The 13,354-nt window shown below is 69.3% G+C and carries 16 protein-coding genes; 5 read left to right on the top strand and 11 right to left on the bottom strand.

Annotation, left to right across the window (positions count from 1 at the left end; all coding sequences use genetic code 11):
* Positions 1–94 precede the first annotated feature (94 nt).
* Positions 95–1,027, top strand: coding sequence for a DMT family transporter (locus tag V8686_RS05700; protein WP_379702995.1), 933 nt, complete (start codon positions 95–97; stop codon positions 1,025–1,027).
* Here V8686_RS05700 and V8686_RS05695 read toward each other — a convergent pair.
* On the bottom strand, positions 1,014–1,412 hold the full coding sequence (locus V8686_RS05695) for a VOC family protein (RefSeq protein WP_379702994.1): 399 nt from the start codon (positions 1,410–1,412) through the stop codon (positions 1,014–1,016). The two genes, V8686_RS05700 and V8686_RS05695, sit on opposite strands and share 14 nt — an antisense overlap.
* 37 nt (positions 1,413–1,449) lie before the next feature.
* Entirely contained in the window at positions 1,450–1,929 is a 480-nt protein-coding gene (locus V8686_RS05690) for an SRPBCC family protein (RefSeq protein ID WP_379702993.1), read from the bottom strand.
* A gap of 88 nt (positions 1,930–2,017) precedes the next feature.
* Here V8686_RS05690 and V8686_RS05685 point away from each other — a divergent pair, with 88 nt between their 5' ends.
* Positions 2,018–3,061 carry a DUF1611 domain-containing protein gene (locus V8686_RS05685; protein ID WP_379702992.1) on the top strand — a complete coding sequence of 348 codons (1,044 nt, stop codon included), beginning with the start codon at positions 2,018–2,020 and terminating at the stop codon, positions 3,059–3,061.
* Positions 3,058–4,086 (top strand): dipeptide epimerase, encoded by a 1,029-nt coding sequence (locus V8686_RS05680; RefSeq protein WP_379702991.1) that lies wholly within the window; start codon positions 3,058–3,060, stop codon positions 4,084–4,086. The genes V8686_RS05685 and V8686_RS05680 overlap by 4 nt, the downstream gene beginning before the upstream one ends.
* An 89-nt stretch (positions 4,087–4,175) precedes the next feature.
* Here the strand turns inward: V8686_RS05680 and V8686_RS05675 are convergent, their stop codons facing one another.
* From V8686_RS05675 to V8686_RS05655, 5 genes are all read right to left on the bottom strand, one after another.
* A complete protein-coding gene (locus V8686_RS05675) occupies positions 4,176–5,039 on the bottom strand; it encodes an FAD:protein FMN transferase (RefSeq protein ID WP_379706482.1) in 864 nt (287 codons plus the stop codon).
* A gap of 611 nt (positions 5,040–5,650) precedes the next feature.
* Positions 5,651–5,995, bottom strand: a complete 345-nt coding sequence (locus V8686_RS05670) for a 4Fe-4S binding protein (protein WP_379706479.1) — start codon at positions 5,993–5,995, stop codon at positions 5,651–5,653.
* A complete protein-coding gene (locus tag V8686_RS05665) occupies positions 5,917–7,404 on the bottom strand; it encodes an FMN-binding protein (RefSeq protein WP_379702990.1) in 1,488 nt (495 codons plus the stop codon). Before V8686_RS05665 ends, V8686_RS05670 begins: the two co-directional genes overlap by 79 nt.
* A gap of 191 nt (positions 7,405–7,595) precedes the next feature.
* Entirely contained in the window at positions 7,596–9,128 is a 1,533-nt protein-coding gene (locus V8686_RS05660) for a hypothetical protein (protein ID WP_379702989.1), read from the bottom strand.
* A complete protein-coding gene (locus tag V8686_RS05655; protein WP_379702988.1) occupies positions 9,128–9,925 on the bottom strand; it encodes a PspA/IM30 family protein in 798 nt (265 codons plus the stop codon). The genes V8686_RS05660 and V8686_RS05655 overlap by 1 nt, the downstream gene beginning before the upstream one ends.
* Positions 9,926–10,004: 79 nt before the next feature.
* On the opposite strand from V8686_RS05655, the gene V8686_RS05650 reads away from it, so the two are divergent.
* Positions 10,005–10,604 (top strand): alpha/beta hydrolase, encoded by a 600-nt coding sequence (locus V8686_RS05650; RefSeq protein ID WP_379702987.1) that lies wholly within the window; start codon positions 10,005–10,007, stop codon positions 10,602–10,604.
* 42 nt (positions 10,605–10,646) lie between these two features.
* A complete protein-coding gene (locus V8686_RS05645; protein WP_379702986.1) occupies positions 10,647–11,201 on the top strand; it encodes a hypothetical protein in 555 nt (184 codons plus the stop codon).
* A gap of 6 nt (positions 11,202–11,207) precedes the next feature.
* Here V8686_RS05645 and V8686_RS05640 read toward each other — a convergent pair whose 3' ends face one another.
* The 4 genes from V8686_RS05640 to V8686_RS05625 all read right to left on the bottom strand — a co-directional run bounded on the left by V8686_RS05640 (position 11,208) and on the right by V8686_RS05625 (position 13,333).
* Positions 11,208–11,456, bottom strand: coding sequence for a hypothetical protein (locus V8686_RS05640; protein ID WP_379702985.1), 249 nt, complete (start codon positions 11,454–11,456; stop codon positions 11,208–11,210).
* A gap of 72 nt (positions 11,457–11,528) precedes the next feature.
* Positions 11,529–11,852, bottom strand: a complete 324-nt coding sequence (locus tag V8686_RS05635; RefSeq protein WP_379702984.1) for a transcription factor S — start codon at positions 11,850–11,852, stop codon at positions 11,529–11,531.
* Between the two features lie 198 nt (positions 11,853–12,050).
* Positions 12,051–12,491, bottom strand: coding sequence for a hypothetical protein (locus V8686_RS05630; protein WP_379702983.1), 441 nt, complete (start codon positions 12,489–12,491; stop codon positions 12,051–12,053).
* Positions 12,488–13,333 carry a hypothetical protein gene (locus tag V8686_RS05625; RefSeq protein ID WP_379702982.1) on the bottom strand — a complete coding sequence of 282 codons (846 nt, stop codon included), beginning with the start codon at positions 13,331–13,333 and terminating at the stop codon, positions 12,488–12,490. The genes V8686_RS05630 and V8686_RS05625 overlap by 4 nt, the downstream gene beginning before the upstream one ends.
* Positions 13,334–13,354: the final 21 nt, after the last annotated feature.

The following is a 13,354-nucleotide window of genomic DNA, read 5'->3' as shown; positions in this document are numbered from 1 at the left end:
TGAAGAAAAATTGTCTTCGAAAATCGTCGTGGACGAAATTCGGCCTACGATCCGCGTCGACAGCGGTAAACCGCGTCCCCCCGAGCGGTGTCGTGTGTCCGGGTCAGCCGACAGGGTCGCCGTGTCCCCGCTCGTCGCCCTCGCCGTTGCAGTGCTGGCGATCAGCACGAGTGCGATTCTGGTCCGCTGGAGCGACGCGCCGAACGTCGTCAAGGCGCTGTACCGGGTGACCTTCACAGTCGTCGCGCTCGTCCCGCTGCTCGACGGCGGAGAGTGGACGTCACTGGGGCGAATCGGGCGCCGCGACGGCTTCGTCGCCGTCGCCGCCGGCGTTGCACTCGCGCTCCACTTCGTCGTCTGGTTCGAGAGCCTCGATCACACGACGGTGGCCGCGAGCGTCACGCTCGTTCAGGCGCAGCCGGTGTTCGTCGCCGTCGGTGCGTGGGTGCTCCTCGGGGAGCGCGTGAGCCGACGGGGCGCCCTCGGCATCGCCGTCGCCCTCGTCGGGATGGTCGGCCTGTCGTTCGGGCCGGGACTGCTCGCGGCGCTCGATCCGACCGTCGCCTCGGCCGAATCAGTGGCGGGCGCTCAGTACGGCAACGCGCTCGCTCTCCTCGGCGCGGTGGCGGTGGCGGCCTACTACCTCGCCGGCCGGTCGCTCCGGCGACGGCTCGGGGTGTTGCCGTACGTGACGGTCGTCTACACGGCCTGTGCGCTCGTGTTGTTGCTCGTCGCCGTCGCTCGGGGGCACGTCCTCCTGGCCTACCCGCCCCACGAGTGGGCGCTGTTCGCCGCGATGGCGCTCGGGCCTGGCGTCCTCGGTCACACCGTCGTGAACTGGGCGCTCGGCCACGTCGAAACCCACGTCGTCAGCGTCTCCCTGCTCGGGGAACCAGTCGGGAGCACGCTCCTCGCCGTCGTCTTCCTAACCGAGGTGCCGACTGCGGGGACGTTCCTCGGCGGGGCGGTGGTCCTCGCGGGAATCTACGTCACCGCGTCGGCGCGGCGGTCGGTCAGTGGAGTTTGAGTTCGACCCGACGGCCGTCGGGGTCGCGAACGTAGGCCGCCCAGTCACGGCCGTAGGCCCCGTACCGTTCGTAGGGTTCGCCGGCCTCGACGTCTACGCCCGCCGCCCGGAGGTCCTCGAGGAGGGCATCGAGTTCCGCGCGGGTTCCCGTCCCGTCGGACCGGAGGAGGAGACAGACGTGTTCGCCACCGACGGCTATCTCCTCGTCGGTCGGCACGAGGTGGAGGTGGCGGCCACCGGCGACGACGGCCACGTAGGGAACCTCGTCGTTTTCGAATCGCTCGCGGTCGCGGATCTCCATCCCTAGCAGGCCGTGGTAGAACTCCAGCGCGCGGTCGAGGTCACGCACGCGGAGAGCGACGTGGTCCATGTCGACGACGTCCATATCGGGGCGTTGGTCCGCCGGCGTCAAAACCGTACGGTCACTCGAGGAGTGCTCGCGTCCGGCGGTGGCGGAACCGGAACATGGGTTCGAAGCCGACGCGAGCGAGCGGTGCGACCGCCTCGCCGAGAGACCCGAAGGGGAGCGCGTAGGCGACGCTGTCGTCGACGACCGTCTCGGAGCCGTCGGCGAAGAAGCGGTGGGTGTGCTCCCAGTGTCGGAACGGGCCGTCGGCCATCTCGTCGACGAAGTAGGCCGTCGCGCCGTCGCGCTCGCGGTCGGTGATGACGGAGGTCCAGCGCTGTCGCGGGCCGACGCCGAAGGGGCGGACCGAAGCGTCGATGCGCGACCCAGGGTCGAGAATCTCGGGGTCCGATTCGCCGTCCGGTCCGCGGACGCTCTCGATACGGAGATTCATCCAGTCGGGAGTCAGGGCCTCCAGTCCGCCGACCCGGGAGTGGAAGTCCCACACCTCGTCGAGAGGCGCAGCGACCCGCGTCCGGCGGTGATACACTGTCATAGGGGGCATAGGGACGAGTCGGGGATAAGCCCGCGGGCGGCGATCCGGAAACGAGGGGTTAATTCACCACACCCACGTCGGACTACCCATGTCGATCCCACTCGACCCGGACGACTCGGTCGTCGTTCTTGCCCACGAGAAGTTCCCCGACCGGGCGAAGACGGCCGTCGGCGTCCTCCGATACGCAGACTACGACGTGACGGCGGTGCTCGATCGGAACCGCGCCGGCGAGACGGTCGGCGACCACGTCCCCGACGTGCGCGATGCCCCCATCGTCGAGAGCATGGACGCGGCGCTCGACGTGACGGACCCCGACGCACTGCTGATCGGTATCTCCCCCATCGGCGGCGGGTTCGACGAGTCCTGGCGGCCGGACGTGCGCGCCGCCATCGAGGCCGGCTGTGACGTGATCGCCGGACTGCACTTCTTCCTCGAAGACGACGAGGAGTTCGCCGCCCTCGCCGCCGAGGGCGACGTCGACCTGATCGACGTCCGTCGCCCGCCGGCGGACCTCACCGTCAGCGGGGGACGCGCCCGCGACGTCGACGCCGAGGTGGTGTTGACCGTCGGTACCGACTGTTCGACCGGAAAGATGACGACGACGCTCGAACTCCTGACGGCCGCTCGGGAGCGTGGTGTCGACGCCGGCTTCGTCCCCACGGGCCAGACGGGAATCATGATCGCCGGGTGGGGCATCCCGGTCGACCGCACCGTCGCCGACTTCGCCGCCGGCGCCGTCGAGCGCATGATCCTCGAGGCGGCAGAGGACCACGACGTCCTCTTCGTCGAGGGTCAGGGGACGATCATCCATCCCGCCTACTCCGGAGTCACCTGTAGCCTGCTCCACGGCTCGATGCCCGACGCGCTGGTCATGACCCACAGCGTCGGCCGGGAGGCGATCCACGGCTACGAGGACTACGCCATCCCGCCGGTCGAAACCTACGTCGACCTCTACGAGGGTCTCGCGGCGCCCGTCGCCCCGACGAACGTGGCCGCTGGCGCACTCGACACCCGCACGCTCGACGACGAGGCGGCCCGCGAGGCGGTGGCGGCCTACGCCGACACCCTCGACGCCCCCGCGACCGACCCCGTTCGTTTCGGCGCCGACGAGATTCTCGACGCCCTGCTATGAACGCGGAGTTCGAGCGACTGCGCCTGCCCATCGACGGCGAGTTCACCATCTCCCGGGGCGCACAGACCGAGGCGGAGACGGTCGTGGTCCGGGTGAGCGACGACGCGGGCCAGACCGGCATCGGCGCGGCCGCACCCTCGGCGCACTACGGCGAGACCGTCGACACCGTGACCGCGGTCCTGCCCGCCCTCCTCGACGTCGTCGAGGCGGTCGACGATCCGCTCGCGCTGGATCGGATCGAGCGTCGCCTCCGCGAGACGGTGCGTGACAACCCCGCCGCGCGCACGGCCGTCAGCGTCGCCTGTCACGACCTGGCCACCCGCCGACTGGGCGTGCCGCTCTACCGATTCCTGGGCCTCGACGCCGGACTGGCGCCGCCCACCTCCTATACGGTCGCCATCGACGACCCCGAGGCGATGGGCGAGGCGGCGGACGCGGCCACGGCCGAGGGCTACACGATCCTGAAGGTGAAACTGGGCACCGACCACGACCGCGAGCGCGTGGAGGCGGTGCGGGAGGCCGCGCCCGACGCGACGATCCGTGTCGACGCCAACGAGGCGTGGACGCCCCACGAGGCGGTGGCAAAAAGCGAGTGGCTAGCCGATCTCGGGGTCGAGTTCGTCGAACAGCCGGTGCCCGCGGAGAACCCCGAGGGCCTGCGCCGCGTCCACGAGCGGAGCGCCCTCCCCGTCGCCGCCGACGAGTCCTGTCGAACCCTACCCGACGTGGTCGCGGTGGCCGACCGCGTCGACATCGTGAACCTGAAACTGATGAAGTGTGGTGGCGTCCGCGAGGCGGTCCGGATGGTCCACACCGCCCGCGCGCACGGGCTGGAGGTGATGCTCGGGTGCATGATCGAGTCCACCGCCTCCATCGCTGCCGCCTGTCACCTCGCCCCCCTCGTCGACTACGTCGACCTCGACGGGGCGCTCCTCCTCGCCGAAGACGCCTACGAGGGACCGAGCTACGAGGGCGGATCGCTCTCCATCCCGGATCGGCCGGGGACGGGCGTTCGACCGCTCTGAACGGTTGCGGCGCCCAGACTGGTGTTGTAAGTCGGTTCCGTCCGCCCCCCTCGTCGGCGACGGCCGGGACACAGTGACACCAATCCGTATCAGTCCGTCACCTGGAGGTCACCCCAGCCGTCCGTGGCGCGTCGGCCGCCGTCGCGGGTCAGGAACAGCGCCGAGAGGCCACCACGGTCGGCGAGGACCGACGAGGCCCGATCGTCGTCCATCACGAACGCGGCGGTGGAGTAGGCGTCGGCCGTCTCGGCGTCCGGTGCGACGACGGTGACACTCGTGTCCTCGGTGGGCGACCGCCCGGATCCGGGCGTGACGATGTGGTGTTCCGTGCGGTCCGCGTCGTAGTAGAGCCGATAGCTGCCGGACGTGGCGACGCCGCCGCTGTCGAGACGGAGGGTCTCGGCGAGGCCGTCGCCGCGGGGATCCTCGACGCCGACGCGCCAGCGCGACTCGGAGCCGGCCCCGTCCCCGCCGAAGGCCCGCACGTCGCCGCCGGCCTCGACGAGGCCGGCGTCGACCCAGTCGCGGAGGGCGGTCACGCCGGCGTCGACCACGGCCCCCTTCGCGACGCCGTCGAGGGTGACGGGGGTCGGAGTGCGGAGTTCCGATGCGGAGACGTCGACCGCGTCGAAGGACGTCCCCTCGACGCGCCGACGGGCCTCCCGTGGGTCGTTGCTCCCCGACTCGTAGGCCGACACCACCGGGAGAATCGTCGGGTCGAACGCGCCGTCAGTGCGGTCGTACACCCGCCGACACCGTCGGAGGAGGGTAACCAGTTCGGGCGACGGCTCCGCGAGGACGCCTGCCTCGTTCAGACGGGCCACCTCCCCCTCGGAGTCGTGGCGTGTGAACACCGACTCCAGACGCGACATCTCCGCGAACGCGCGTTCGACGCCGAGTTCGGCCCGGTCGGGATCGCGGGTGACCGCCGTGACGGTCACGAGCGTCCCCATCATGAGGCGGGTGCTCCGAACCTCCGTCACCCCGCCGTCGACGAGGAGTGTCTTTCCGAGGAGGCCGGCCCCGGCGACGCCGCCGGCGACCGTCGACAGGAACGACCGACGGTCGAATTCACGCATCGTCCTCACCACCCGTCGCGTCGGGCCACGCCGCATCGTCCGATCGGTCGGCCGCCTCGTTCGTGTCGGCCGGCGACGCCTCGTCCCCGGCCGCCGACTGGCGAACCATGTCGACGACGCTTCCTCGGGAACGAGGTCGTCGCTCCCCTCGTAGAGTGCCGTCTCGCCGCCGTCGGTCACGGCGCGTTCGGCGAGGATGCGCTGTTGTTCCGTCGTCCGATCCTCGGGGCGGATGCGCTCGACGAGCGCGGGGTCTCGCCAGGCGTCGACCGTGAACCCGTGTTCGTTGTCGTACTGGAGGACCACCGGACAGCCGTCGGGGTCGTAGTAGTTGTCGACACAGACCGAACACTGGAAACACTGGAATCGGTCGATCGAGCCGTCGTCCTCGATGGCCTGGAAGTCGCAGTCGGTCTGGCACTTCACGCAGTCCCCACAGAGGTCGTACCGCTGAATCGGCTCCCGCTGGAGGACGTTGCCGAGCGCTAGGCCGGCGCCGAGTGGGCAGACGTACCGGCAGTACGGCCGGAACATGAACGCACCCGAGACGACGAGTACAGCCGACCAGGCGATGTAGACCGGGTCGGATACCAGCGAACTGTAGAAGGCCGCCTTGAACGGCTCGACCTTCGCCAGCGTGGCTCCGAGATCCGTCGAGACGACGAAGCCGATGACGATGGCGACGAAGAGTGGATACCGGACTTTCTCGAGTTTGACGTGGTACTCGCGGGGAGTTCGTAGGCCCAGGGCGTCACCTTGTAGAGCAGTTCCGAGAGCGCGCCGAACGGGCAGATCCACCCACAGAACACCCCGCGACCCCACTTCGGGATGACGAGGGCGATACAGATGAACGTGAGCGCGACCAGCGGCGCCGAGAAAAGAGCGCCCAGCGGAACCCGCCGGTCGTCGCCCACGAGATGAGTTCGCGGACCAGAATGGCTATCTGTTGGGTGGTCGGCTGAGTCGGGTGGTACCACCCGAGGAAGACGAGCGTCACCCCGAGGGTCCCGATCCGTAGCCGGTTGACCGTCATCCCCGCGTACCGGCAGATACGCGAGCGGAAGGCGAACACGCCGACGATGCCGCCGAGAAAGAGGACGAGCGCCATGGCACTGGCCCAGTTGTCCTCCCACGCCGACTCGACGGTGCCGACCCACGCCGGCAGCGCGCGGGCGGCGGCGGCGTCGACCGGGCGCCGAACCGCCAACCCCCCGGGTGCGTAGGTTCGTCGAATTCGCTCCCCGTCGAGCGTCAGCCCGAGGACGAACGGCCGGGACGGATCGAGGCCCTCACGAACCACCAGCGCGGCGCTCCAGTCGATGCCGTCGACCTGCGTCTCGTGGACCGGGGGGGCGTACGATCGGGTCCACTGGTGGAGGCTGAGGCGGTCGGGGCGGGGCGACCCGGGGGCGTCGAGACCGATCCAGAGGACCGTTGCGTTGGCGTCGGCGGCGCTGGCGTTCGTGTCGCCGAGCAGGCTCTGCCTGACGGGGTCGGATTCGATCGGGGCCGCGTAGAGCTGGATCGGTGCGGAGGCGTTGGGGTCGGGGGGCGTCCCGACGCCCCAGCGAGCGAGCGCGGTTCCCCGACCCAGGTCGCCGAGCGTCATGCGTCGCTCCGACGCCGACCCGTTCGCCGCGGCCGTCTCGTTCGCCGACTCCCCGTCGATTGCCGACGCCGAGACGATGCCCTTCTCCCGGGCCACGAGACGGGCGGACCGCGTCACCGTCTCGATGGACGCGCGGGTAGTCACGGACGCGCCGGTGAGTGCGTCGACGTGGTACTCGTTCGACCCGGCGTCGCGGAGGGTGACCTCCTCGGTGACGGACATGCCGACCATCTGGTAACCGAACTGACGTAGGCGCTGGATGGCCGAGATGCGGTCGAAGAAGGGTTCGTGCTGTTCGACGAGTTCGACCCCGCGGATGGTGCCGTCGGTGTCGATGCTCACCAGATACTCGATGGGCTCGTTGCCGTAGCCCTCGACGTCGACGACGTTGCTCGTGAGGAAGACGTAGCCGGCGAGTTCACGTTCGCCGTCGACCTGTCGGTAGGCTTCGACGGTTCGGTACTGACCGGACGGCTCCGAGAAGGAGTCGGCACCGGGGTAGACCTTCGACAGATTCCGTTCCGAGAACGGTTCGTCGATGGTCGTTCGGTCGACGGCCGCCACCGTGGCGGGCATCGAGAGGAGGAGCAGGAGGGCGAAGCCGACGGCGATCCGTCGTGAACGGGTCACGGTCGGCACCACCGAACCGGCACGGTGCGAGTGACCGTCGGAGTGCGAAGCGAGAAGACGCCCGAGGGGCTTTCCTCGGCGGAACGGGCCGTTATCTCTGACACGGTATCCATCCACACGCCATCTGTCTTAATTATATGGGACCGTTCCGTCCCGTCCGAAGGGGTGTCGGGGGCGTCGGCCGGTCCCGCTCACCAGTCGACGAAGACCGTCTCGCCGCCCGCCCGGTCGACGTACTCGCGTTGCATCGCCTCGATGGCCTCTGGGAGGGTCGCGCCATCGGCGACTTCCGCGCGGACGCGTGCCTTCTTCCACGCGCTCGGGACGGTCCCGTCACGGCGGCGCTCGACCGGATCGAGGTAGTCGTCGATCACGTCGTCGGCGAGGCCCGCATCGCGGAGGCCGCGGCGGGCGTACGCGAACAGCTCGTCGTAGACGGTGCCCCGGTCGTCGGTCCGGGCGCCGGCGGCGGTCACCCACGCGAGGTTCGCGTCCGGACCCTCGTCGACGGCGTCGTAGAAGCACTCGCGCGCCGCTTCCCAGGGGAGGTCTGTCAGCGGGTGATCCGCCGCCACCAGCCCCCGCAGGAGGCCGACGACGAGAACCTGGAGCGAGACGGTGTCGCGGACCGTCGGCTGGGTTGGGAGCGGACGGTACTCGATGCGGAGCGACGCGCCGTCGCGCTCCGTGCCGACGGGTTGTCCGCCGACGACGCCGCGCACCCAGCGCCAGTGGACGCCGCGTTTGTGGTCGTACTCCGGGAGTGTCGACCGGTAGGCGCTGGCGTCCGGATCGCCGTCGCCGTCGGAGAGAATGGGGGCGTACGTCTCGTCGGCGACGACGCGGTCGACCACGTCCGTCGCCCGCTCCACGTCGGCCGGAAACCGGACCTTCCCGTCGTCCCGCGACGCGCCGGCGTTGATGCTCTCCTCGAAAACGGGGATGCGGAGTTCGTGGGGTGTGGCGTCGATGACGTCGGGGTCGTCGTCGTAGCAGTCCGCGGGGAGGAAGGGGGCGTTGCTCGCCAGCGAGAGCACCGGGCCGAGCGTGCGCAGGGCCGCGTTGAAGTACCGGGGGAAGGTGTCGGTGTCGGGGATCTGGAGGTGTGGCTGAATCGACGTGGCGAGTGACTCCATCAGGATGGTTCGATACGAGAGCGTGGCGCCGGGCACGCCGAGTGTGATCGCCCCGCCGCTTCGGTCCAGAATCTCGTTGTCGAGGGCGACGTAGCGGGGGTGGTGGCGCATGTTCGCCGCGACGACGACGCCGTTGCGTTCCTCGACCGTGCCGAGGTAGGCGTCGGTCCCCTCGGCCGGCGGCACCGTCCACATAGCGTCGAGGACGGGCGTGAGGTCGACCGTCGCGAGCGCCTCGGTCGCCGCGTCGACGCTCGCACGAATGCGGTCGGCCTGTTCGGCGATACCCGCCGCGTCGAACACCGTCGCCGCCGAGTTCACCTCGAAGTTGTGGACGCCGAGTTCCTTCCCACAGTCCGCGCGGTCGAAGACGGCGTCGGGAATGCGTGCGAGGCGGCCCTCACCGTCGACCGCGTACCCCTCCAGTTCCATCCCGACCGCGAACTCGTCGGTATCGAGGTGCCCCGAGCGGATGTCCGCGCGGATGCGCTCGGCCTGTTCCCGGACGCGCCGATCGAACACCTCGCGAATCTCGGGATCGGTCGAACGGGCGACGGCGGCGACGAGGTCGAGGGGCTCCCCGCCCATCAGGCCGACTCCTCGTCGTCTTCGCTCTCCCGGAGTTCGTCGAGTTCGGCCGCGATATCGTCGTCGGCCTCCGTCTCGGCCTCGTCACCCGATCCCTCGGAGGCGCCGAGTTCGGTCTTCAGCGTCTCCAGTTCGGCGTCCACCTCACTCTTGGTTCGGCCGGCACCCAACTGGCGGTCGATTTCGTCCTCGTCGGAGAGGGCGTCCTCGAAGGCGCCCGACTCCTGGAGTTCGTCCATCGCCTCCGAGCGGGCCTCCATCTCGTCGGTTCGCTCCTCGGCGCGTTCGAGCGCTCGGCCCACGTCGCTCATCTCGTCGCCGACACCGCTCATCGCCTCCGAGACGCGGGTCGATGCCTCCGCCGCCTCGTATCTGGCCTTCATCGTCTCCTTTTTCGTGCGGAACTCCTCGATCCGGCTCTGCAACTGGTTTTTCTTCTCGACCAGATCGTCCTGTGTGGACTGGAGGTCGGCAATCTGCCCCTCGAGTTCCTCGATCTGGCTCATCTTCTCCTTCTTTTTTTCCAAGGCTCGCCGCGCCAGATCGTCGCGGTCCTGTCGGACCGCCTCGCGTGCCTGTTCGTTGTGCTTGTCGACGTTCTCCTCCAGCCGCCGTTTCTGGATCTCCAGACGCTTTTTCTGTGTCGTCAGATCGGCGATCCCCTGTTTGACCTGCTGGAGTTCGTCGCGCATCCGCTCGTAGGAGTAATCGAGCGTCTCCGTCGGGTCCTCGGCTCGGTTCAGGAGGGCGTTGAGCTTCGACCGGACGACGTAGGAGGCCCGCGAGAGTATTCCCATACCCCCCGTTTGGGACGCGCACGTTAAAATCTCACCCGCCGATCGACGGTATTGAGGGGCGAGGAGCCTAACGTCCGCCGTGCCAACCGAACGCATCCACCTCCCCGGCGGACGGGACGGACGAGCGAGCCTCGACGCCGACGCCGACGCCGACGCCGACGCTCTCGTCGTCGCCTGCCCGCCACACCCCCAGCACGGCGGCACCCGCCACGACGTCCGTCTCGACGCGGTGAGCGACGCCCTCCCCGCACGGATCGACTGCCTGCGCTTCGACTACGGGCCGTGGGACGGGGGCCGCGGTGAACGCGCCGACGCCCGGACGGCCTGCGAGTGGGCCGCCGACCGTTACGACTCGGTCGGCCTGTTCGGCTACAGTTTCGGCGGCGGGGTCGCCCTCCTGACCGCCGCCGAAGTGACGACGCCCGTCGCCGCCCTCTCACCGGTGGCGCATCTCGACGACGGAAGCGACGTCGTCGCCGCTGTGTCCCGGATCGACGCCCCCCTGTGGATCGGATACGGCACCCGGGACGACACCGTCGACGCCGAACGCGTCGCCGAGGCGGCACGGGACGCGGGCGTGGCCGCCGAGATCGAGACGTTCCCCGCCGATCACTTCTTCGTCGGGCAGGAACCGACGGTCGGTGGGCGGGTGGCCGCGTTCTTCGACGATACACTGTGACCGGCGCGACGATACTTGTGCCGTGCCGCCGTAGAGTTGTCCGTGTCACCGACTCACCGCACGCGCCGGGCCGCCCTTTGCCTCGCCGGCGTCGCCGTCGTCGGGGTCGCCGGCTGTGCCGGGGACGGACCCGATACGACGACCACTGGGACCGGCACGGAATCGGCGGACGGCGCCGCCACAGAATCACCCGAACCGACGGATACGGCCACAGCGGAATCGCCCGAACTCGACCTCCGTGAGGCGAACGTCGTCGGCGTGACGGTCGAATCGAACGCCGATGGCTACCGCTTCGACGTGACCCTCCTGCACGACGACGACGGGGAAGACGGCTACGCGAACTGGTGGCAAGTCGAGACTACGGCGGGCGATCGACTGGGTCGACGCGAACTCCTGCACGCCCACGGCACCCGCGAGTTCACGCGGTCGACGACCGTCTCGGTACCGGCGGGGACGGTCTGTGTCGTCGTCCGGGGGCACGACCAGACCCACGGCTACGGTGGGCAATCGATGCTCGTGAACGTAGAGACGGGAGAGACCGAGGCCGTCCGACAGGGTGCCGAGCGGCGGTCGGCGGCCGACCGCGGCTGTCCGTAACTCGCGTTACTCCGCCCCTTCGCCCGCCCGTTCCGCCTCACGCTCCATCCGCGAGATCTTGAGGTAGGAGGCCATCGCCAGAATCGTCGCCGGCCACAGACCGACGAACTGTCCGCGCTGTTCGTCGCCCCTGACGTAGTAGTAGTAGAGCGCGAGGACGATGGACCCGAGGGAGGCAAACACCGCCGGTCCGAGGCCGGTCGATTCTAGTTCGTCCGCCAGTGCGTCCGGTCGTTCGCTGGATGTTTCGCTCACACTACCTGTTCCGTCCACAGACACATATACTAGTTGGTTAGATGACAGTACCGGCGTGGCGAACGGAGACGGTCAGTTGTACTCGCGCCAGCGATAGCCACACTCCTTGCATTTGAAAAACCGCGTCGGCGGTTCGTCGGCGGCGCCGGTCTGTTTGATCGTGTACCACGCCTCGCCGTGCCCGCAGTCGTCACAGGTCACGTCGGTGGCGGTGGGTTTCCCCTCGAAGTTCGCGCCCTCCTCGGTTTCGATCAGTTCGTCGTCGCTCTGGGCCTCCGTCGACACGAACTCGGCGGCCCGCTCCTCGTCGCGTTCGCTGGTGGCGCCACAGGAGGTACAGACCATCTCGCCGTCGCGGGTGACCATCATCGACCCGCAATCGTCGCAGAACTGCATACCGCCGGTAGCGGGTCACCCCACAAAGCTTCCTCGGCCTCGGACTACTACAGTGGCCGTTGGAAGTCGTCGCACATCCGATCGCGCGCAGTCCGGCGACGGAGTGTGCGAACAGTGCCAAACGCGACGATAGCTCAGGGCCGGGAGTCCGCTGTGACGGTCCGCCGGCCCACCGGAAACCGGTCGCGGCCCCACAGCTCACTCGATGGGCGAGGACTCGCGTTCCTCCGCGACGACCGGACAGTTCCGCACCCGGAAGTGCGTGGCGTCGACGACCTCGACGATGCTCGTCCCCTCGTGGGTACAGGCCGTCTCCGGGGGGTCGGTGAAGTGTGGGCAGCGCTGGCAGAACTGCCGCTTCGGGACGACGGCCTCGCCGTCGGGCGACGTCTCCTCGGGGTCGGCGCCCAGACCGACCTGCTCTTCCGTCCCGGTCTCCTCCGCTGTGAAGGCCTCCCACACGACCTCGTCGTCGACCTCGTCGACCTCGACCGGCTCGAAGAGGTCGGCGTCGATGGCGGCGTCCGCGCCCTCCTCGCGCGCCGCCTGCTTGGCTCGGATCTCCCGAACGAGGTCACCGAGGGGGGCGTCGTCGACACCGGGGCCGGGGTCGGCTCCGTCGTCGCCGTCGTCGCTCACCGTTCTCCCTCCCCACCGTCGACACGCGTCTCGGCGCCGAAGAGGTCCGCGGCGTCGTCGAAGCCGTCCGTCGCCGACTCGGTGCCGTCGGTCAGCGCGGGGCGATCCCCGGTCGCCAGGGTCGCACTCCCGAAGAACCCGGCGGGGGGGTCGAAGTCGACGTAGGTCGCTTCGCAGTGCGGACAGCGGGGACGGGAGAGCAATCCCAGATCGACCGTCGCGCCACAGTCACCGCACGCCGCCGTGCGCTCGCCGTGTCGGTTCGCGGCCGTGCGCAGGTCGTCGACGGCCTGCCGGTCGTGTTCGGCGGCGGAGACGCGGTGGAGTTCCGACCGCACGTCGACGACGGCACCGGCCAACTGGTCGACCTTCCGGTCGAGGTCCTCGGTCACGTCGGTGAGATACTCTAGGATCTCCTCGTAGTTCTCGAAACCACGGTCGAGCCGGTTGTCGAGTTCGTCGACCCGGGAGTCGGTGTCTTGGGCGGCGTCGAGGGCCGCGTCCACGCGCTCGTCGAGGTCCGGATGCCCGTGGTCCCTGGGCGCCTTGGCGTCCGTCTCGCGTTTGATCTGAATCACCCGCTCGCGAACGTCGTCGATTTTCGCGTCCAGGTCGTCCTCGACCCCGGCGACCCGGTCGGTGAGGGCGTCGACCTGGTCGTGCACGGTGGCGACCTGCTCGGGGTCGGCGTCGAGAGACCCGGCGTCAGCCTCGGTCTCGAGTGCTCGATAGATCGCCACCGCTCGGGCGAGAACCGTCTCGGGAGACGCGTCGCGTTCGGCCGCCCGCCGCTCGACCCAGTCCCGGAGTTCGTCCGGGAAGGCCTCCGACTCCCCATCCATGCTGTTGTGCCATTTTCCGCG

This window comes from Haloplanus litoreus, assembly GCF_045690335.1.
GTDB classification, from domain to species: domain Archaea; phylum Halobacteriota; class Halobacteria; order Halobacteriales; family Haloferacaceae; genus Haloplanus; species Haloplanus litoreus.
This window is presented reverse-complemented; position numbering and strand designations above follow the sequence as displayed.

Bases quoted from the DNA above. Each gene is read 5' to 3' on its own strand.
- V8686_RS05695 (WP_379702994.1), bottom strand. From the start codon at position 1,412: ATGGACGTCGTCGACATGGACCACGTCGCTCTCCGCGTGCGTGACCTC.
- V8686_RS05690 (WP_379702993.1), bottom strand. From the start codon at position 1,929: ATGACAGTGTATCACCGCCGGACGCGGGTCGCTGCGCCTCTCGACGAG.
- V8686_RS05685 (WP_379702992.1), top strand. From the start codon at position 2,018: ATGTCGATCCCACTCGACCCGGACGACTCGGTCGTCGTTCTTGCCCAC.
- V8686_RS05680 (WP_379702991.1), top strand. From the start codon at position 3,058: ATGAACGCGGAGTTCGAGCGACTGCGCCTGCCCATCGACGGCGAGTTC.
- V8686_RS05675 (WP_379706482.1), bottom strand. From the start codon at position 5,039: ATGGGGACGCTCGTGACCGTCACGGCGGTCACCCGCGATCCCGACCGG.
- V8686_RS05660 (WP_379702989.1), bottom strand. From the start codon at position 9,128: ATGGGCGGGGAGCCCCTCGACCTCGTCGCCGCCGTCGCCCGTTCGACC.
- V8686_RS05655 (WP_379702988.1), bottom strand. From the start codon at position 9,925: ATGGGAATACTCTCGCGGGCCTCCTACGTCGTCCGGTCGAAGCTCAAC.
- V8686_RS05635 (WP_379702984.1), bottom strand. From the start codon at position 11,852: ATGCAGTTCTGCGACGATTGCGGGTCGATGATGGTCACCCGCGACGGC.
- V8686_RS05625 (WP_379702982.1), bottom strand. From the start codon at position 13,333: ATGGATGGGGAGTCGGAGGCCTTCCCGGACGAACTCCGGGACTGGGTC.